Raw genomic sequence first — 18,999 nt, 5'->3', positions numbered from 1 at the left:
TTCTTATTTTTGCATATCAACTCCCGATTTGCAAAACCATGGAAGAAATAATCAAACTGGATAATGTAGAAGCATACAACCAAATGTTCGGCCTGAAGAGCCTGCACCCGCTGATCAGTATTGTCGACCTGAAAGAGGCTACCCGCTTCCCCATGCATGTCACCATGAACTATGGTGTTTACGCCCTCTTTCTGAAACAGACCCGTTGTGGCGACATACGTTATGGCCGCCAGACCTACGACTATCAGGAAGGGACTGTAACCAGCTTCGCGCCGGGCCAAGTAGTCGAAGTTCAGCTGGAAGACCAACCCCAGGCACAAGGACTACTGTTCCATCCCGACCTTATACGCGGCACAGCGTTGGGACGTGAAATCAGGCATTATTCTTTCTTCTCCTACAGCTCCAGCGAAGCGCTCCACCTATCAGATACAGAGAAAGGCATCTTCACCGACTGCCTGAACAAAATACGCATGGAGGTGGAACGACCGGCCGACCGACATAGCAAACGACTCATCGTACGCAACATTGAGCTCCTGCTGGACTACTGCCTACGCTTCTACGAACGCCAATTCAACACCCGCACAGCCGTCAACAAGAATGTTCTCAACAAGTTCGAAGACCTGCTGGACGGCTACTTTCTGAACCATCTGGCGCAGGAACACGGCCTACCCACCGTCCGTTACTTTGCCGACAAAGTCTGCCTCTCGCCCAACTACTTCGGCGACCTAATCAAAAAGGAAACGGGCAAGTCACCCCAAGAGTACATACAGGACAAAATCATCGACCTGTCCAAAGAAATGATCGCCGGTACGGACAAGACGGTAAGCCAAATAGCCTACGAACTAGGCTTCCAATATTCCCAGCACTTCAATCGCCTGTTCAAGAAGCACGTGGGACACACGCCTTGCGAATATCGCAGAACACTAGCCTAACCCTTCATACCACAAATGATAACAACCTCAGAAAAAGAGCAACGACGTATCCGACAAGAAAAACAGACCGTGGAACTGATGATCCGCCTCTATTGCCGCCGCAAAGAAGGAAACCGAGAACTGTGTTCTGCTTGTCAAGAGCTATTGACGTATGCCCACACCCGCCTGTCCCATTGCCGTTTTGGTGAAGACAAGCCTACCTGCCGCCTTTGCCCTGTCCATTGCTACAAGCCGGAAATGAAGGAACGAATGCGCCAAGTCATGCGCTACGCAGGGCCACGGATGCTGCTCTATCACCCGCAGGCTGCTTTTCGGCACCTATGGCATGAATACACCAGAAAACAAAAAGATTAGATACATTTTAGGCACGAATTGCCCAGATAAATACAGGAAAATAACTAAAAATCCGTAAGCATTTACGCAATCCGTGCCTAAATATAAAAATAAAAGAAAGGTATCAATACTTCACCAGACGCTTTGGGCTACCGTGCCACGAACATCCCAGACAGTAGACTTCACTCAGATCATAACCTGCCAAAGAAGCTGTTTCATCCTTCGGCACAATCTCTCCCTGGTCTGAAACATAGACCGGCAGACGATTGCCCTGAGCATCCTTCACACAGAAAATACCCACCTTACATTGCGGACAAAGCAATTTCTTCATGCCCGATATCAGTTAAAATAGTAGAGAAAGACAGCCACGCCCTCGAGTGCTTTCTTCTTCTCACCCTCGATTTCGATGGCAAACTTGATTTCAGCCTTGGCCACACCACGCAAGTTGGTCAGCGACTGCATCGAAGCGACCAGACGGATACTCTGGCCCGACAAAACAGCCTGACCGAACTTCATCTTCTCGATGCCGTAGTTGATCATCATCTTCAGATTGTTCACCTCAATAATCTGGTTCCACAAGTAGGGCAGCATAGAAAGGGTCAGGTAACCGTGCACGATGGTGCTTTTGAAGGGACTTTCGGCTTTGGCGCGTTCGGTGTCGACGTGTATCCACTGGTGGTCCAACGTGGCATCGGCAAAGAGGTTAATACGTTCCTGCGGGATCTGCACATAGTCCGATACACCAATCTGCTGACCTACCAGCTTCTCGAATTCTTCATACGAATTAATAATCACTTTTTCCATAGATATACTCTTAATATTGTTCAACAGCTTTCGATTTTGAGCAGACAAATATCGCATTTTCCCAACAAACGGCAAAGAATTTAACCGGACGAATGCAAACGTTTAAACAAGTTTTGGCTATATTTGCCACTAAATCGTACAAAAAGAACACTATCAGCCATGAGCATTCTACAGAAAGAATTTTCATTACCCTCACACGGAAGGGGCTTCCACCTCGTGACCGACGAAATTGTGGCGCAACTGCCGCCACTTCCGGCCATGGGGCTGCTCCACCTCTTCATCAAGCATACCTCCGCCGGACTGAGCCTGAACGAGAACGCCGACCCTGACGTACAAACCGACCTGGAAGCCATCTTCAACCGCCTGGTCAAGGAACGGGAACCTTACTACCAGCATACATGCGAGGGCGACGACGACATGCCCGCCCATGCCAAGAGCACGCTGACGGGAGCAAGCCTGACCATCCCCATCACCGGCCACCGGCTGAACATGGGCATCTGGCAGGGCATCTACCTCTGCGAGTTTCGCAACGGACGGGAACGACGAAAGATAGTAGCCACCATCATAGGAGAATAACAGCGTATGAAACGAGCCATCATCATAGGCGCCACATCGGGCATCGGGCTGGAAGTGGCGCGCATCTGGGCCGCAAGGGGCTGGAGGCTAGGTATCGCCGGACGACGCGAAGAAACCCTGCTCCGCTTTCAAGCCAGTTACCCCGCCGGACAAGTGGAAGTGCAACCGCTGGACGTGACCGCCGACGACGCTCCCCGACGTCTGGACGAACTCATCGCGCGGCTGGGCGGCATGGACGTGTTCTTCCTCAGCTCGGGCATCGGCGCGCAGAACCCCGACCTGCGGCCCGACGTCGAGCTGCAGACGGCCGCCACGAACGTTGGTGGATTCATCCGCCTGACCACCGCCGCCTTCAACTACTTCCGGTCAAACGGAGGCGGCCACATCGCCGTCATCAGCTCCATCGCCGGAACTCAGGGACTGGGCGCGGCACCCGCCTACTCGGCCACAAAGCGTTTCCAGAACACCTACATCGATGCGCTGGACCAACTGGCCCGCATGCAGAAACTACCCATCCGCTTCACTGACATCCGCCCCGGCTTCGTGGCCACCGACCTGCTGAAGGGAGGACGCTACCCCATGCTGATGCAGGCACCGCGCGTGGCGGCCGCCATCGTCCGCGCCGTGGACCGACGGAAGCGTGTAGCCGTCATCGACGGACGCTATTGCGTGCTCGTCTTCTTCTGGCGCCTCATCCCCCGCTGGCTGTGGGTGCGCCTGCCTATCAGAAACCGATAAATGAACAAGCAACAAACATAAACCCCAATGACCGATATGAAAAAGAACTTCATCCGACCGATACTGGCCTCGACGGCCACCCTTTGCATCGGCATCTCCCTGCCCTTCCTGCTGGGAAATGCCCGCTTCAGCCCCGAGCAGAACTCCGTGCGCAGCGACGTGTCCCACTTCACCGCCTCGCCCTCCGTCCCCGACCAGGTGACCTTCGCCGGACAAACCATCCGCATGGACCGCTATGACCACCGCGAACGCATGGATCGCGAACTGATGGCTTTCACCTACATGCACTCGTCCACCATGCTCTCGCTGAAGCGCGCCAACCGCTATTTCCCCGTCATCGAACCCATCCTGAAAGAATGTGGCGTACCCGACGACTTCAAGTATCTGGCCGTCATCGAAAGCAGCCTGAACCACCTGGCCAAGTCGCCCGCCGGAGCCGCCGGCATGTGGCAGTTCATGCAAGCCTCGGGGCGTGAATACGGATTGGAAGTAAACCAGAACATCGACGAGCGCTACAACCTCGAAAAAGCCACCCGTGCCGCCTGCAAGTACCTCAAGGCCTCGTATGCCAAGTATGGCAACTGGCTCTGCGTGGCCGCCGCGTACAACGCCGGCCAGGGACGCATCACCCAGCAGCTCCAGCGCCAGATGGTCGACCAGGCCGCCGACCTGTGGCTGGTCGAGGAAACCTCGCGCTACATGTTCCGCCTGCTGGCCGCCAAGGCTGTCTTCACCGATCCGCAACGCTACGGCTTCATGCTGAAACGCGAACAGCTCTATCCGCCCATTGCCTGCACCACAGTGACCGTCACCAAGGGCATAGAAAACCTGGCTCGGTTCGCCAAAAGCAAAGGCATCACCTACGCCCAGCTCAAGGACTTCAACCCCTGGCTGCGCGACACCTCGCTGATGAACAAGAGCGGACGAACCTATGTGCTGAAGATTCCTACCCGCACGGGCATGCACTACGACCCCAAGAAGACTGTACCCCACAACCGCCGCTGGGTCATCGATTGACGCTCCTCACTCCTGCTTCTCCGTCAGGTACTTCCAGTAGCGCACAGGCATGTCTTGACGGTGCTTGCGCGGGTTCCACCGCTCCTTGATGCAGATGGCCTTGAAGTACGTCTTCCACAGCTGTTGGAAGAGGCGTTCGTCCTTGTCCATCAGCTCCTCGTCCAGGCGTCCGTCCACCAGACGGACGACAGGGCTGTCGTCGGCAAAGGTGACGTGCCTCACCTCCTGCCCGTCGAAGTAAAAGCCATAGCCACGCCCCACGTCGTACACCACCCAGCGCTGGTCGCCCAGGCGGTCGCGGAAGTGGTCGATCACCAGCGGCAGGGCATTCTTTTCGGGCTCCACGGCGGCAAAGTAAGTACCATCGGCCGCCTTCTGAAAGCGGATGAACTGAATGAGGTGCCACCGCTCCCCACTCACCCGCTTCCACATGCGCGCAAACGCCAACACATCGGGGTCGGCAAAGTTCGTCTCGATGGATCGGGGCGCATCGACCACCTTGCGGATGTAGTGGAAGATCACCATGGGCGTCTCCGCCTCCTCGGCCAGCCAGCACTGGGTCAGGCAGCGCAAAGCACCTGCCGACAGCTTCTTCTGCACCCCTTTCCACACCCTTTCTGCCTTCACTGTATCGGTCACCACCGTGAACACCTCGTCATGGAAAAGTGGAAGCGGCTCACCCTCCACCGACAGGACATCGGGGAAGGTGCGCCGCGAATAGGCCTCAAAGACGGCTGTCAACAGGCCGTCGAAGGTATTGTCAAACTGAAAAATAATCTGCATGAACGCCGCTTACTGTTTGTCCAGCTGCTTCAGCATCTCCTCAACGGCACGCTCCAGCTGGGTATCCTCGCCACGCAGTTGCGACTCGGGCGAGTTGTAGACCTCGATGTCGGGTTGCAACTGGTGGTTCTCCAGGTACTGGCCGTTCTCGTCCTTCACGCCCACCTGCGGAATGCCGAAGACGAGCGACGGATCGAGCTGACGCTCCCACCACACGGCGGTCATCGTGCCCGGCACAGGCGCACCGATGAGCTTGCCCAAGCCCAACGTCTTGTAAACCACGGGGAAGCCATGAGCATTCGAATAGTTGTTCTCGCACACCAGTACGCACGAAGGCTTCAGCCAGCGGTTGAAAGGGTCGCTGCCGATGTACTGTCCGCGCGGTTCGAAGCGCTGGTATTCCTTGCCGCTGAGCAACACAGCCAAGTCTTCGTGCAGCCATCCGCCACCGTTGTGGCGCACGTCCACGATGACGGCCTCCTTGTTGCGGCAACGCCCCAGCAATTCGGAGTAGACCTCGCGGAAGCTCTGGCTGTCCATACCCTTGACGTGCACATAACCCAGGCGTCCGCCCGACAGGCGGTCCACCATCTCACGCCGCTGCTCCACCCAACGTTTGTAGAGGAGGCCCGATACGACCCCCGGCGATACAGGCTTCACCTGCTCGTCGAAGCGCTTGTTTGTAGAGGGGTCGTACACGGAGAGCATGACACGCTTGCCCGCCTTGCCGGCCAGCAACGGGAAGTAATCCTCGCCGGCCTTCACCGGCTGTCCGTCTATCTGCTCGATGATGCAGCCGGCCTTCACGCGGCAACCAGCCTTGGATAATGGCCCCTGCTTCAGCACTTCGGCCACCTTGAGGCCGTCGCCCTGATACTGTTCGTCGAAGAAGACACCCAGCTCGGCCACCGTCGGCGCCGACATCGGCGCGCTGTAGCGTGCACCTGTATGCGAACCGTTCAGCTCGCCCAGCAGTTCGGACAGCATCTCCTGGAAGTCGTAGTTGTTGTTGATATGCGGCAGGTAACGTTCGTAGGCCTTGCGATAGCCTTCCCAGTCGACGCCATGCAGGTCGGGGTCGTAGAACTTGTCCTTCACCTGACGCCAGGCGTGGTCGAAGATGTAGGCACGCTCCTCGGCCGGGCGGTAGCGGAAGTCGGCGGCAAAGCTTACACCCGTCACCTTGCTCTCGCCCACGGTGATTTTCTTGATGGCTCCGCCGGAGAGCAGGTAGATGTACTTGCCGTCCTTGTCGATGGACATGCTGCCGCCACCCACGTTCTTGATGAGCAGCTTGGTGGAGTTCTCGCGGAAATTGCGCTCCCACAGGTCATATCCACCCTCGAAAGCCGCACAATAGTACAGCTTGTCGCCTTTGGGCGTCAGTACGGCGTCGCCCATGTGCGAGGAGTTGATGGTGAGCCTCCTGACGCGGTCCTTGCGGTTCTCCAGGTCGAAGACGAGGGGTTCCACCTCTTCCTCCTTCTCCTCGTCCTTGTCGGCTTCCTTCTTGTCTTTCTTCTTGTCCTTTTTCTCTTTCTCAGCCTTTTCCTTCGCTTCCTTCTCCTCTTTCTCGGCCTCTTCCGCCAGCGCCAGCTCCTCTTTCGAGAGGTTGAACTTGTCGTAGGCCTCGGCGTCAAAGAACATGATGTACACGTCGTCCTCCGAACCCCAGCTGCCATGGCTGCGATAGCCGGCACGGTCGGACGACCAGATCATGGCCTTGCCTCCCAGCACCCACTTGGGGTTGCCGTCGGAGTATCCGCTTTCGGTCAGGTTGGTCATCTCACCGCTGCCGTCGGCTTTTACCAGCACGATGTCGGTGTTGTTCCATCCGCCCACACTGATATACTTGGCCAGGAACCAGCGACTGTCGGGCGACCACTGGTAGGTCTGGTCGCCGTCGGAGTAAGAATAGTTGTACTTGCCGTCGAGCACCGTCCGCACCTTGCGCGACTTCAGGTTGATGACGCGCAGCGTGGTACGGTCTTCGAGGAAAGCCACTTCCTTGCCGTCGGGCGAGAAGGTGGGTTGGAAGGACGTGCGTCCCGAAACCACCAGCGGCTCTTCCTCCACACCGACGGCGTAGGTGAAGAGCTTCTCTTCCTTGTCGGTGAGGCGCGCCAGATAGACACCCCACACACCGTCGCGTTCGGCCGAATAAACCAGCGAACGGCCGTCGGGGCTGAAACTCAGGTCGCGCTCCTGTTGGGGCGTGTCGGTGATGCGGCGGGTGGTTTCATACTCCATCGAGGTGACGTAGACGTCGCCATGCACAATGAAAGCCACCTCCTTGCCGCCGGGCGACACGGCAATGTCTGTCGCACCGCCGCGCAGCAGCTGATTCACCACGTCGCGCTCCAGGCGGTCGGACACGATGGATACGGCCACCTTCTGCGGATTTCCACCCTCGCGCAGGGTGTAGAGCTCGCCGTCGTAGGTGTAGCACAACAAGCCGTCGTCGGCCACGCTGAGCGAGCGCACAGGATGGGTAGTGTGGCGCGTCAGCTGGCGTTTTTCCGAACCGTCGGCCGCCGCTTTCCACACGTTGAAACTGCCGCTCTCCTCGCTCAGGTAGTAGAAGGAACGGCCGTCGGCCGACCACACGGGTTCGCGGTCTTCGCCGGCAAAGCGGGTTATCTTCTGATAGGTGCGCTCCCCGTCGAGGGTGCACAGCCAGATGTCTTTCGTAATGGACGACTGGTGATGCTTTCGCCAGGGATCCTCATATCCCTTTTGGTCCTGATAGAGCAGGCGGCGGCCGTCACGGCTGAGCGAAAGTTCCTGCATGGCCAGCGACGAGAAGAGCACGGGGCGTCCGCCCTTGGTGTCCACCGCATAGATCTGCGGGAAGAGGGACGAGGGGAACTGACTGTCCTTCACGTCGGGACGGATGGAGGCAGTAAAGAGTATTGTCTCATTGTCCTTGAAGGTCTCGGGATATTCGTTGCCCGAGTGGGTGGTGAGGCGTCGGGGCGTTCCTCCCTCACGAGCCATCAGATAGACGTCGAAGCTGCCTTCGCGGTCGGAGGCAAAGACGATGTAGCGACCGTCGGGCGACCACACGGGACGCGTGTCGTGACGGGGGTTCGTCGTCAGTTGCACCGCCCGTCCGCCTTCGACAGGCACAGTATAGATGTCACCTTTGTAGGTGAAAGCTATCTCCCGTCCGTCGGGCGACAAGGCGGGATAACGCAGCCACAGGGGCGCGTCGTCTGCCTGGGCCCACAGGGAGCAACAGGCAAAAAGGGGTAAGAGAAGTTTCTTCATAAATCAATAGATGGTAAAACAGATTGTTATTAGGCTTCGAAAATAATCATTTTTTTCCAATCGGGCGAATAAATGGAGAGACTTCTCGCCCAGTCTATTCTCCACCCCCGAAGTCCAGCGTCAGCTGCCCGTCATCTCCCCCTTTCGCCTTCTTCTTCACCAGCAAGCGGCGCACGCCCTGGGGCGTCAGCTCGTTCACCGTCAGCATGGGCAGTTCGCTGCAGGTGATGAAGTATTGCGCCTTCTTCATCACCGCCCCCATCTTCTTCAGCTGGTAGTAACCCAGCCGCCCGAAGCGGCGCGAAGCCACGATGAGGCGGGCAGACTTCACCCCGATGCCCGGCACGCGGAGCAGCATCTCGTAGTCGGCCTTGTTGACGTCGACAGGAAACTGCTCGGGGTGGCGCAAGGCCCATGCCAGCTTGGGATCCACCTCGAGGTCGAGGTCGGGATAGGCATCATCCACAATCTCGTCCACCTGAAACTGGTAGAAACGCATCAGCCAGTCGGCCTGGTAGAGGCGGTTCTCGCGCACCAATGGCGGCTGCTTCAGGGCGGGCAGGCGTGGGTCGTAGGCATTGACGGGCACGTAACCCGAGTAGTAGACGCGGCGCATGGTGGGTTGGCTGTAAAGGGCCGACGACAGGCGCAGGATGTCCTTGTCCGTCTCCGCCGTGGCGCCCACAATCATCTGCGTGCTCTGCCCCGCGGGCACGAAGCGCGGCGCGTGGCGAAACTTCTTCCGCTCCTCACGGTTCTCCAGCACCCCCTGACGGATGTAGCGCATGGGGGCGTACACGCTGCGGTGGTCCTTCTCGGGCGCCAGCAGCTTCAGGTTCTCCTCCTTGGATATCTCGATGTTCACGCTCAGGCGGTCGGCATAGAGCCCCGCCTCGTGTACCAGCTCCTGGGAGGCGCCGGGGATGCTCTTCAGGTGGATGTATCCGTTGAAGCGGTGCACCGTCCGCAGGTCCTTGGCCACGCGCACCAGCCGCTCCATGGTGTAGTCGGGGTTGCGCACCACGCCGCTGCTCAGGAAGAGCCCCTCGATGTAGTTGCGGCGGTAGAACTCCATGGTGAGCTCCACCAGCTCGGTCACCGACAGCGTGGCGCGCGGTATGTCGTTGCTGCGGCGGTTGATGCAGTAGGCACAGTCGTAGATGCAATAGTTGGTGAGCATCACCTTGAGCAGGGAGATACACCGCCCGTCTTCGGCAAAGCTGTGGCAGATGCCCACGCCACCCACCGTGTTGCCCACCATGCCCGCCTTGCCCCGCCGCACGGTGCCGCTCGACGAGCACGACACGTCGTACTTGGCCGACTCGGCCAACACCTTCAGTTTATGGAGCATTTGTTCGTTCATCCGCCTTCCTTTCGTTCTTTTTCCTGCAAAAGTAAGAGAAAAAAACGTATGTAGCCCTACAAAACCATTTTCTGAAACCGAAAAATGCCAGTGTAGCCCTACAAAAGCATTTTCTGAAACCGAAAAACGCCCGTGTAGCCCTACAAAAGCATTTTCTGAAACCGAAAAACGCCCGTGTAGCCCTACAAAAGCATTTTTTGAAACCGAAACCTGCTTGTGTAGCCCTACAAAGGCATTTTCTGAAGCCGAAACCCGCTGTGTAGCCCTACAAAGGGAGGTTCCCCCGCCTGGAAAGCCTGTGGAACCCGAGGCTGCGGAAAGCTCGTCCCCAAAAATATTTCGAAAAAAACGGCCAAAGTTTTTGCAGTTTCAAATAAAGCTGTACCTTTGCACGCCGTAAGCCCAACACGACTTGCCGATATAGCTCAGTTGGTAGAGCAACGCATTCGTAACGCGTAGGTCGCCGGTTCAAGTCCGGCTATCGGCTCCACAAAAAGAGATGCCCGCAATGGACATCTCTTTTTTCTTTTCATACAAATGCATACCTTTGCGGGAAAAAAACATAGAGTTTCATGACGAAAAAGAAAGTTTTGTTTTCCAGCCTACTCATACTGGCAGTAGCCTGTGTCCTCTGCCTGGGAATCGGCTATCAGCTCTTGCTGGCACCACAGTTCCATCCGGAAAAGAAAGTCCACATCTACATAGACCGCGACGACACGACCGACTCCGTCTACCACAAACTGCGCCAAACCGCCGCACCCGGCAATCTGACCGGCCTGCGCTGGGCAGCCCGCCTGAAACAATACCCAGAGCACGTTAAGACCGGTCGCTACGCTATTCTGCCGGACGATAACGCCTACCATGTTCTTGGTCGCCTCCTGCGCGGCCACCAAGAGCCGATGAATCTGGTCATCGGCAGCGTGCGCACGCTGGACAGGCTGGCCCGCAACGTGGGCAACCAACTGATGATAGACTCGGCAGAAATCATGCAGGCCCTGCGCGACACCACCCGCTGGAGCCGCCAGGGCTACACGCCCGAGACCCTGCCCAGCTTGTTCATCCCCGAAACCTACCAAGTCTACTGGGACATGGATACAGAAGACTTCCTTGCTCGTATGACGAAAGAGCACGACCGTTTCTGGAACCCGTCCCGACGAGCCAAGGCCGATTCGCTGGGCATGACACCCGCCGAAGTGGCCACCCTGGCCTCCATCGTAGAGGAAGAAACAAATAACCGACAGGAGAAGCCTATGGTGGCAGGACTCTACATCAACCGCCTGCGTGCCGGCATCCCCCTGCAAGCCGACCCCACCGTGAAGTTCGCCCTGCAAGACTTCACGCTCCGCCGCATCACCAATGCCCACCTGGAATTCCCCTCGCCCTACAACACCTACCTCAACGCCGGACTTCCACCGGGCCCTATCCGCATCCCCACTCCCGCTGGCATCGACGCCGTCCTCGACTACACGCGACACAACTATATATATATGTGTGCCAAGGAAGACTTCTCGGGCACACACAATTTTGCATCAACTTACGCCGAACACATGCAAAATGCTCGAAAATACTGGAATGCACTGAACAAAAGAAAGATTTTCAAATAGATTTGATTAAATGTAAGAGTAAAAGCTTATATTTGCCATCCGTATAACCCGAATCATAACAAAATACGAAGAAAGATATGAGCAAACAACTCTTACTTGGCGATGAAGCCATAGCACAAGCAGCACTCGACGCCGGACTGTCGGGTGTGTATGCCTATCCAGGCACTCCCTCAACGGAAATCACAGAATACATCCAGGCGTCCCCTGTTACGGCCACACGCAACATACATAACCACTGGTGCACCAACGAAAAGACAGCCATGGAAGCAGCTCTCGGTATGTCTTTCGCAGGCAAACGCTCGCTGGTCTGCATGAAACACGTAGGCATGAATGTAGCGGCCGACTGCTTCATCAACGCCGCCATCACAGGCGTAAAGGGGGGCATGATTGTCGTAGCAGCCGACGACCCCAGCATGCACTCCTCGCAAAACGAACAAGACAGCCGCTTCTATGGCGACTTCTCGCTGATTCCTATGTACGAACCCAGCAACCAGCAGGAAGCCTATGACATGGTTTACGATGGATTTCGTTTTTCTGAAGAAATGGGAGAACCCATCCTGCTGCGTATCGTCACCCGCCTAGCCCACTCACGTTCCGGCGTAGAGCACAAGGCAGAACAACCGCAGAACGACCTCGCTTTCAGCGACGATCCGCGCCAGTTTATCCTCCTGCCGGGCAACGCACGCAAACGCTACAAAGTTCTCTTGCAACGCCAAGAAGAATTTATCAAAACCTCCGAGGAATCGCCTTACAATCGTTATGTGGACGGTCCTAACAAAAAATTGGGTATCGTAGCTTGTGGTATCGGTTATAATTATCTTATGGAAAGCTATCCCGAAGGCTGCGAATATCCCGTATTGAAAATCGGCCAATATCCACTTCCCAAAAAGCAACTGATGAAGCTCGTTGATGAATGCGAAGAAATCCTCGTACTGGAAGACGGCCAACCCTTTGTAGAGAAGCAGCTGAAAGGCTACCTGGGCAGAGGCGTCAAGGTGAAAGGCCGTCTGGACGGTACCCTCTCCACCGACGGCGAACTGACGCCCGACAGCGTGGCACGTGCTGTTGGCAAAGAGAATAAGGCTGAGTTCACCGTACCTTCTTTAGTCGAAATGCGTCCGCCTGCATTGTGCGATGGTTGCGGTCATCGCGATATGTATACCGTGCTGACTCAGGTGCTGAAAGAAGAATATCCCACGCACAAAGTGTTCAGCGACATAGGCTGCTATACTTTGGGAGCCAACGCTCCCTTCCATGCCATCAACTCATGCGTCGACATGGGCGCCTCCATCACGATGGCCAAAGGAGCCTCTGACGCAGGCCTGCATCCTGCCGTTGCCGTCATCGGAGATTCCACCTTCACCCATTCCGGCATGACCGGATTACTCGATTGCGTCAACGAAAACGCCAACGTCACCATCGTCATCTCTGACAACGAGACGACGGCCATGACCGGCGGACAAGACTCGGCCGGCACCGGACGTCTGGAAAGCATCTGCCAGGGCATCGGCGTAGCGCCCGAACACATCCGCGTGGTGGTTCCCCTGAAGAAGAACTACGAAGAGATGAAACAAGTTATCCGAGAAGAAATCGAATACAAGGGAGTTTCCGTCATCATCCCACGTAGAGAATGTATTCAAACTTTAGCACGTAAAAAACGAAACAAGTAAGACAGCCATGAAAAAAGATATTATATTGTCAGGCGTAGGAGGACAAGGTATCCTCTCCATCGCCACTGTCATCGGACAAGCAGCATTGAAATCCGGCCTCTACATGAAGCAGGCCGAGGTACACGGAATGAGCCAGCGCGGAGGAGACGTACAATCCAACCTCCGCATCAGCAACCAACCCATCGCATCGGACCTCATCCCGACAGGAAAATGCGACATCATCCTTTCTCTGGACCCGATGGAAGCCTTGCGCTACCTGCCCTACCTCAACTCGGAAGGATGGTTGATTACGAACGAAACACCGTTTATCAACATTCCCAACTACCCCTCAGAAGAAAGCATCAAAGCTGAACTCGACAAACTGCCGCATAAAATCGTCCTGAACGTAAATGAGGTTGCCAAACAAGTTGGCTCTCCTCGAGTAGCCAATATCGTGCTGCTGGGAGCCACCGTTCCCTTCCTTGACATCGAATACGAAAAGGTAAAGGAAAGCATCCGTGAAATCTTCCAGCGCAAGGGTGAGGACATTGTCGCACTGAACCTCAAAGCACTGGAAGCTGGAAAAGAAATAGCAGAAAACAGAATATAAACCTCGACAAGCCAAAACCGCCATGAATAGCAAATACTGGGAACAAGAAATAGAAACCATGCCGCGCGAACAACTTCGCCAGCTACAACTGCAGCGATTGAAAAAAACAATCGCAATTGCAGCTAATTCGCCTTTTTACAAAAAGGTTTTTCAAGAAAATAACATTACAGCAGACAGTATTAACTCCCTTGAAGACATACGTAAAATACCCTTCACAACCAAAGCCGACATGCGTGCCAATTATCCTTTCGGCCTGGTAGCTGGTAATATGCGTGAAGACGGGGTACGTATTCATTCCTCAAGTGGCACGACAGGAACGCCCACGGTTATCGTACATTCACAGCACGACTTGGATTCCTGGGCCAACTTGGTTGCTAGATGTTTATATATGGTTGGTATCCGCAAAACTGACGTATTCCAAAACAGCTCAGGTTATGGTATGTTTACAGGCGGACTTGGTTTCCAATATGGTGCAGAACGTTTAGGCGCCCTAACTGTCCCTGCTGCAGCTGGAAACAGCAAGCGACAAATAAAGTTCATCACCGACTTCAAAACAACTGCCTTGCACGCCATTCCCAGTTATGCTATTCGACTGGCAGAAGTGTTCCAGTCCGAAGGTATTGATCCAACCAACACCAGTTTGAAAACATTGGTTATCGGAGCAGAACCACATACCGACGAACAACGAAAGAAAATCGAGCGGATGCTGGGAGTCAAAGCCTATAACAGTTTTGGAATGACAGAAATGAATGGTCCCGGAGTTGCATTCGAATGTACCGAACAAAACGGCATGCACTTCTGGGAAGATTGTTATCTCGTCGAAATCATCAATCCTGAGACAGGAGAACCCGTACCAGACGGTGAAATCGGTGAGCTGGTATTAACTACGCTCGACCGTGAAATGATGCCGTTAATACGCTATCGCACACGAGACCTCACACGCATCTTACCCGGAGAATGCCCTTGCGGACGAACTCACCTGCGAATAGACCGTATCAAAGGACGTAGCGACGATATGTTCATCATTAAAGGCGTCAATATCTTCCCCATGCAGGTTGAAAAAGTATTGGTTCAGTTCCCACAGCTTGGCAGCAACTACCTCATTACTTTGGATACGATAAACAATCAAGACGAGATGATTGTCGAAGTAGAACTCAGCGACCTCTCGACAGATAGTTACATCGAATTGGAGAAAGTACGAAAAGAGATAACCCGGCAACTCAAAGATGAGATATTGGTAACTCCCAAAGTAAAACTCGTAAAGAAAGGAACTCTTCCTCAAAGCGAAGGAAAAGCTGTCCGAGTAAAAGATTTGCGTAACAATAAATAGGACGGATAGATACCCTCTTTTTTATCCGAACTTTTATTTTAGAATGCACGAATAACATGAATTAACACCCAAAGATCCCTTCCTTCATAGGTGAATTCTTGTTATTCGTGCCTAATAATATCTTTCACACACACTTAAACCAGCTTTCACTGTGAAAGACAATCTTTCACACTAAAATATTTCAAACCAACACTTTAGAGATTGGTGAAAGCATGAAAGCATATTTAAAGACGAAACAGTTATTAGAAATGTGTTCTACCTAAACATCTACTTGGGAACGCTAAACATCTACTTGAGGAACGTAAAGTGGCACTTTAGAAACTCTAATTCCCCTTTACTACTTGAGAAAACAAGAAAAAGGAATGGCAACTAAATTACCATTCCTTTTTTTATAGAAAGCCGCACCGATGATGTGATGAAACTCCGATAGACATGATTTGAGTGCTCGTCCTCTTTGTAATCCACCGACTCAAAGGTTACCCCGAAGGGCGTGGCCCGCCATTGAGAATCGAAGCTTGTCTCGGTATTTCGTAAAATTTGATGAGTTTCCCGATCCAATCAATGCGGCTATTTTTTCTATAACAAAGGTAAGAAGTTTCTATGAAAGAAACAAGAAAAACATAAAAAAAGTGCTGGAAACTTCACAGGTCTCCAGCACTTCCATTAAATTTTCTGTCTTTAATAGCTTATGCTGCCTTAACTTTAGCAACAATAGCCTTAAATGCTTCCGGATGATTAACAGCCAAATCGGCCAAAACCTTGCGGTTAATTTCGATTCCAGCTTTGTGCAAAGCACCCATCAGTTTAGAATAAGACATACCTTCCAAACGAGCAGCAGCATTGATTCGCTGAATCCACAAAGCACGGAAGTTTCTCTTCTTATTCTTGCGGTCACGGAACGCATAAGTTAAACCTTTCTCCCAAGTATTCTTGGCAACGGTCCAAACGTTCTTTCTTGCACCAAAGTAACCTCTGGTTAACTTCAAAATTTTCTTTCTTCTTGCTCTAGAAGCAACGTGATTTACTGATCTTGGCATAGTTTTTACTTGTTTTTGAATGTTAGCGCCATTGCTTCACGCAACAGTCTTCAAGCTAATGCATTCGGTTAATAACTTTAATTTCTTTAGCAGCTTTCTGATTACTTCATAGCCAAAAGCTCCTTAACCTGGCTTACGTTGGTGATATCAACCAATGCAGCGTGGCATAAGTTTCTTTTCTGCTTCTTCGTTTTCTTAGTCAAAATGTGACTGTGAAAAGCATGCTTTCTTTTGATTTTACCCGTTCCGGTAAGAGTAAATCTCTTTTTTGAACCGGAGTTAGTCTTGATCTTTGGCATCTTACTTATATTTAAATTATTAAAACTAGATGGCAACGCACTATACCGACGGCGTTACTCATTTTTTCATTCTTCCGTTGTGTCAGAAGCAACCGACGGTTTAGGAGCAGCAGGCTTCTTTGCACCAGTCGCTTTCTTCGGCGAGAGCTGAATCGTCATACGCTTTCCTTCAAGAACAGGCATCTGATCTACTTTAGCATAGTCTTCCAAATCATTTGCAAAACGAAGCAATAAAACTTCACCTTGTTCTTTGAACAAAATGGAACGACCTTTGAAGAAAACATATGCCTTCACCTTATCACCATCTTCCAAAAAACCTTTGGCATGTTTCAACTTAAAGTTATAGTCATGGTCATCTGTCTGAGGACCAAAACGGATTTCCTTCACATTGACCTTAACCTGTTTGGCTTTCTGTTCCTTCTGACGTTTCTTCAGTTGGTAAAGGAATTTAGAGTAATCGATAATACGACAAACAGGGGGTTGTGCGTTGGGAGAAATCTCTACAAGGTCCGCTTCGTGTTCTTCGGCCAATTTCAAAGCCTGCGCTATCGGATACACTTTGCTTTCTACTTCATCGCCTACTATGCGGACTTCTTTGGCACGGATTTGCTCATTAATCCGATGTTGCCCTTTTAAGCTGTCATTCTTCATTAAATAACGTTTACTTCCTATTCGTTTTTTATTTGTTACTACTAAATTGGCCGCAAATTTACCACTTATTTATCATATTCTGAACTTCTTCACTGATTTTTTTAGCAAATTCTTCCACTTTCATCGTACCTTGGTCACCTTCACCTTGCTTACGTACAGAAACTTCGCCATTTTCAGCCTCTTTTTCGCCAACAACAAGCATATAAGGAATGCGTTTCATCTCGTTGTCACGAATCTTACGGCCGATCTTCTCGTTACGTTCATCCACAAGAGCACGGATATCATACTTCTTCAGTGCCAGACGCACTTCATTGGCGTAATCATTGAACTTCTCACTAATAGGCAGAATAGCAACCTGATCGGGAGTCAACCATAATGGGAATTTACCAGCTGTATGCTCAATAAGCACAGCGACGAAGCGTTCCATTGAACCAAAAGGTGCGCGGTGAATCATCACAGGACGATGTTTCTGGTTGTCAGCACCTGTATATTCCAACTGGAAGCGTTCGGGCAAGTTATAGTCTACCTGAATAGTACCCAACTGCCAACGGCGTCCAATGGCATCTTTTACCATAAAGTCAAGCTTCGGACCATAGAAAGCAGCTTCACCATATTCGATCTTCGCCTTCAAACCTTTTTCTTCACAGGCTTCGATAATAGCACGTTCTGCTTTCTCCCAGTTTTCATCGCTACCGATATATTTTTCACGATTTTCCTTGTCACGCAAAGAAATCTGTGCTTCGAAATTCTCAAAATTCATAGACTTGAACACAATGGAAATAATATCCATCACGCGCAAGAATTCATCCTTTACCTGATCAGGACGGCAGAACAAGTGCGCGTCATCCTGCGTAAAGCTACGTACACGAGTCAATCCATGCAGCTCACCACTTTGCTCATAACGACAAACCGTACCGAATTCAGCCAAACGCAAAGGCAGATCCTTGTACGAACGAGGTGAGTTCTTGTAAATCATACAGTGATGAGGACAGTTCATCGGCTTCAAGAAGTATTCTTCGCCTTCTTCAGGTGTATGGATAGGCTGGAAAGAGTCTTTTCCATACTTGGCATAGTGACCAGAAGTAATATACAGAAGTTTGTTTCCGATAGGCGGACACATCACTTCCTGATAGTCATAACGAGCCTGGATACGACGCAAGAAATCCTGCAAACGGATACGCAAGGCTGTTCCTTTCGGCAACCACATCGGAAGACCTTTTCCTACAGTATCAGAGAACATGAACAAATCCATTTCCTTACCAATCTTACGATGGTCACGTTTCTTGGCTTCTTCCATCATCACCAAGTATTCGTCCAGCATCTTTTTCTTTGGGAAAGTGATACCATAAATACGTGTCATCATCTTACGATCTTCCTGCCCACGCCAATAAGCACCTGCTACAGAGGTCAGCTTGATGGCCTTAATAGGAGCCGTCGTCATCAAGTGCGGGCCACGACACAAATCTGTAAAGGAACCTTGTGTATAAGTTGTAATGTGACCATCTTCCAACTCAGAAATCAGTTCACACTTGTAGGTTTCACCACGATCACCAAATTTTTTCAGGGCATCTTCCTTCGAAATATCCTGGCGAACAACAGCCTCTTTCTTGGCGGCCAGTTCAGCCATTTTGCTTTCAATCGCAGGCAGATCAGCCTCTTTGATGGGTGTTTCACCCGGATCAACATCATAATAGAATCCGTTTTCGATTGCCGGACCTATACCAAACTGAATGCCGGGATAGAGTTCCTGCAAAGCTTCGGCCAGCAAGTGAGCACTGGTGTGCCAAAAAGCATGCTTGCCTTGTTCATCTTCCCACTTATAGAGAACGAACTCGGCGTCATTCTGAATGGGACGCCCCAAATCATAAATTTCACCGTTTACACCACAAGCCAAGACTTCTTGAGCCAGTCTTGAACTGATACTTTCTGCTATCTGCAAGCCGGTTACTCCTTCGTTGTATTCACGAACAGAGCCATCTGGGAATGTTATTTTTATCATAATG

The 18,999-nt window shown here is 52.3% G+C and carries 18 protein-coding genes and 1 tRNA gene; 10 read left to right on the top strand and 9 right to left on the bottom strand.

The features are described 5' to 3' along the window. The first annotated feature begins 38 nt into the window (after positions 1-38). Together HF894_RS01670 and HF894_RS01665 are read left to right on the top strand one after the other, a co-directional pair. A complete protein-coding gene (locus HF894_RS01670; protein ID WP_075317427.1) occupies positions 39-932 on the top strand; it encodes a helix-turn-helix domain-containing protein in 894 nt (297 codons plus the stop codon). 15 nt (positions 933-947) lie between these two features. Beyond that, positions 948-1,286: a nitrous oxide-stimulated promoter family protein gene (locus HF894_RS01665; protein WP_021847590.1), complete on the top strand. Its 339-nt coding sequence runs from the start codon at positions 948-950 to the stop codon at positions 1,284-1,286. Between the two features lie 103 nt (positions 1,287-1,389). Here the strand turns inward: HF894_RS01665 and HF894_RS01660 are convergent, their stop codons facing one another. Together HF894_RS01660 and HF894_RS01655 are read right to left on the bottom strand one after the other, a co-directional pair. Continuing rightward, positions 1,390-1,596: a hypothetical protein gene (locus HF894_RS01660; protein WP_021847591.1), complete on the bottom strand. Its 207-nt coding sequence runs from the start codon at positions 1,594-1,596 to the stop codon at positions 1,390-1,392. Positions 1,597-1,604: 8 nt separating this feature from the next. Next, positions 1,605-2,069, bottom strand: coding sequence for a MaoC family dehydratase (locus HF894_RS01655; protein ID WP_021847592.1), 465 nt, complete (start codon positions 2,067-2,069; stop codon positions 1,605-1,607). A 159-nt stretch (positions 2,070-2,228) separates the two neighbouring features. Between HF894_RS01655 and HF894_RS01650 the strand changes: the two genes are divergently transcribed. Genes HF894_RS01650 through HF894_RS01640 form a run of 3 tightly spaced genes read left to right on the top strand, consistent with a single transcriptional unit; the run spans position 2,229 to position 4,400 of the window. After that, the gene (locus HF894_RS01650; RefSeq protein WP_204968844.1) at positions 2,229-2,645 is read left to right on the top strand and encodes a secondary thiamine-phosphate synthase enzyme YjbQ; all 417 of its coding nucleotides are present in this window, start codon (positions 2,229-2,231) and stop codon (positions 2,643-2,645) included. A gap of 6 nt (positions 2,646-2,651) precedes the next feature. Then, positions 2,652-3,383, top strand: coding sequence for an SDR family NAD(P)-dependent oxidoreductase (locus HF894_RS01645; protein ID WP_021847594.1), 732 nt, complete (start codon positions 2,652-2,654; stop codon positions 3,381-3,383). A gap of 36 nt (positions 3,384-3,419) precedes the next feature. After that, on the top strand, positions 3,420-4,400 hold the full coding sequence (locus HF894_RS01640) for a lytic transglycosylase domain-containing protein (RefSeq protein ID WP_075318986.1): 981 nt from the start codon (positions 3,420-3,422) through the stop codon (positions 4,398-4,400). Between the two features lie 6 nt (positions 4,401-4,406). Here HF894_RS01640 and HF894_RS01635 read toward each other — a convergent pair whose 3' ends face one another. The 3 genes from HF894_RS01635 to HF894_RS01625 form a co-directional block, all read right to left on the bottom strand. Next, positions 4,407-5,183: a TIGR03915 family putative DNA repair protein gene (locus HF894_RS01635; protein ID WP_075317429.1), complete on the bottom strand. Its 777-nt coding sequence runs from the start codon at positions 5,181-5,183 to the stop codon at positions 4,407-4,409. A 9-nt stretch (positions 5,184-5,192) separates the two neighbouring features. Then, positions 5,193-8,453, bottom strand: a complete 3,261-nt coding sequence (locus tag HF894_RS01630; protein ID WP_204970857.1) for a S41 family peptidase — start codon at positions 8,451-8,453, stop codon at positions 5,193-5,195. A 94-nt stretch (positions 8,454-8,547) separates the two neighbouring features. Continuing rightward, the gene (locus HF894_RS01625; protein WP_204970856.1) at positions 8,548-9,816 is read right to left on the bottom strand and encodes a putative DNA modification/repair radical SAM protein; all 1,269 of its coding nucleotides are present in this window, start codon (positions 9,814-9,816) and stop codon (positions 8,548-8,550) included. 414 nt (positions 9,817-10,230) lie between these two features. On the opposite strand from HF894_RS01625, the gene HF894_RS01620 reads away from it, so the two are divergent. From HF894_RS01620 to HF894_RS01600, 5 genes are all read left to right on the top strand, one after another. Beyond that, a tRNA-Thr gene (locus tag HF894_RS01620) sits at positions 10,231-10,306 on the top strand. Between the two features lie 82 nt (positions 10,307-10,388). Next, the gene (gene mltG / locus HF894_RS01615) at positions 10,389-11,420 is read left to right on the top strand and encodes an endolytic transglycosylase MltG (protein ID WP_204970855.1); all 1,032 of its coding nucleotides are present in this window, start codon (positions 10,389-10,391) and stop codon (positions 11,418-11,420) included. Positions 11,421-11,497: 77 nt separating this feature from the next. Continuing rightward, positions 11,498-13,090, top strand: a complete 1,593-nt coding sequence (locus tag HF894_RS01610) for a thiamine pyrophosphate-dependent enzyme (RefSeq protein ID WP_204970854.1) — start codon at positions 11,498-11,500, stop codon at positions 13,088-13,090. Positions 13,091-13,097: 7 nt separating this feature from the next. Further along, the gene (locus HF894_RS01605; RefSeq protein WP_204970853.1) at positions 13,098-13,679 is read left to right on the top strand and encodes an indolepyruvate oxidoreductase subunit beta; all 582 of its coding nucleotides are present in this window, start codon (positions 13,098-13,100) and stop codon (positions 13,677-13,679) included. Positions 13,680-13,701: 22 nt separating this feature from the next. Further along, the gene (locus HF894_RS01600; protein WP_204970852.1) at positions 13,702-15,009 is read left to right on the top strand and encodes a phenylacetate--CoA ligase; all 1,308 of its coding nucleotides are present in this window, start codon (positions 13,702-13,704) and stop codon (positions 15,007-15,009) included. A 686-nt stretch (positions 15,010-15,695) separates the two neighbouring features. Here the strand turns inward: HF894_RS01600 and rplT are convergent. The 4 genes from rplT to thrS form a co-directional block, all read right to left on the bottom strand. Then, positions 15,696-16,046: a 50S ribosomal protein L20 gene (gene rplT / locus HF894_RS01595; protein ID WP_021847603.1), complete on the bottom strand. Its 351-nt coding sequence runs from the start codon at positions 16,044-16,046 to the stop codon at positions 15,696-15,698. 101 nt (positions 16,047-16,147) lie between these two features. Beyond that, a complete protein-coding gene (rpmI, locus tag HF894_RS01590) occupies positions 16,148-16,345 on the bottom strand; it encodes a 50S ribosomal protein L35 (protein ID WP_021847604.1) in 198 nt (65 codons plus the stop codon). A gap of 66 nt (positions 16,346-16,411) precedes the next feature. After that, positions 16,412-16,996, bottom strand: coding sequence for a translation initiation factor IF-3 (gene infC / locus HF894_RS01585; protein WP_075317436.1), 585 nt, complete (start codon positions 16,994-16,996; stop codon positions 16,412-16,414). A 58-nt stretch (positions 16,997-17,054) separates the two neighbouring features. Beyond that, complete coding sequence (gene thrS / locus HF894_RS01580; RefSeq protein ID WP_075317437.1) at positions 17,055-18,995, bottom strand: threonine--tRNA ligase; 1,941 nt, start codon at positions 18,993-18,995, stop codon at positions 17,055-17,057. Between the last annotated feature and the right edge of the window lie 4 nt (positions 18,996-18,999).

It is taken from the genome of Caecibacteroides pullorum (assembly GCF_019239235.1).
GTDB lineage: Bacteria > Bacteroidota > Bacteroidia > Bacteroidales > Bacteroidaceae > Bacteroides > Bacteroides pullorum.
The sequence above is the reverse complement of the archived record's forward strand: the minus strand, read 5'-3'. Positions and strand labels throughout refer to the sequence as shown.

Coding starts and splice junctions, on each gene's coding strand:
- HF894_RS01670 (WP_075317427.1), top strand. CDS start 39: ATGGAAGAAATAATCAAACTGGATAATGTAGAAGCATACAACCAAATG.
- HF894_RS01665 (WP_021847590.1), top strand. CDS start 948: ATGATAACAACCTCAGAAAAAGAGCAACGACGTATCCGACAAGAAAAA.
- HF894_RS01660 (WP_021847591.1), bottom strand. CDS start 1,596: ATGAAGAAATTGCTTTGTCCGCAATGTAAGGTGGGTATTTTCTGTGTG.
- HF894_RS01655 (WP_021847592.1), bottom strand. CDS start 2,069: ATGGAAAAAGTGATTATTAATTCGTATGAAGAATTCGAGAAGCTGGTA.
- HF894_RS01650 (WP_204968844.1), top strand. CDS start 2,229: ATGAGCATTCTACAGAAAGAATTTTCATTACCCTCACACGGAAGGGGC.
- HF894_RS01645 (WP_021847594.1), top strand. CDS start 2,652: ATGAAACGAGCCATCATCATAGGCGCCACATCGGGCATCGGGCTGGAA.
- HF894_RS01640 (WP_075318986.1), top strand. CDS start 3,420: ATGAAAAAGAACTTCATCCGACCGATACTGGCCTCGACGGCCACCCTT.
- HF894_RS01635 (WP_075317429.1), bottom strand. CDS start 5,183: ATGCAGATTATTTTTCAGTTTGACAATACCTTCGACGGCCTGTTGACA.
- HF894_RS01630 (WP_204970857.1), bottom strand. CDS start 8,453: ATGAAGAAACTTCTCTTACCCCTTTTTGCCTGTTGCTCCCTGTGGGCC.
- HF894_RS01625 (WP_204970856.1), bottom strand. CDS start 9,816: ATGAACGAACAAATGCTCCATAAACTGAAGGTGTTGGCCGAGTCGGCC.
- mltG (WP_204970855.1), top strand. CDS start 10,389: ATGACGAAAAAGAAAGTTTTGTTTTCCAGCCTACTCATACTGGCAGTA.
- HF894_RS01610 (WP_204970854.1), top strand. CDS start 11,498: ATGAGCAAACAACTCTTACTTGGCGATGAAGCCATAGCACAAGCAGCA.
- HF894_RS01605 (WP_204970853.1), top strand. CDS start 13,098: ATGAAAAAAGATATTATATTGTCAGGCGTAGGAGGACAAGGTATCCTC.
- HF894_RS01600 (WP_204970852.1), top strand. CDS start 13,702: ATGAATAGCAAATACTGGGAACAAGAAATAGAAACCATGCCGCGCGAA.
- rplT (WP_021847603.1), bottom strand. CDS start 16,046: ATGCCAAGATCAGTAAATCACGTTGCTTCTAGAGCAAGAAGAAAGAAA.
- rpmI (WP_021847604.1), bottom strand. CDS start 16,345: ATGCCAAAGATCAAGACTAACTCCGGTTCAAAAAAGAGATTTACTCTT.
- infC (WP_075317436.1), bottom strand. CDS start 16,996: ATGAAGAATGACAGCTTAAAAGGGCAACATCGGATTAATGAGCAAATC.
- thrS (WP_075317437.1), bottom strand. CDS start 18,995: ATGATAAAAATAACATTCCCAGATGGCTCTGTTCGTGAATACAACGAA.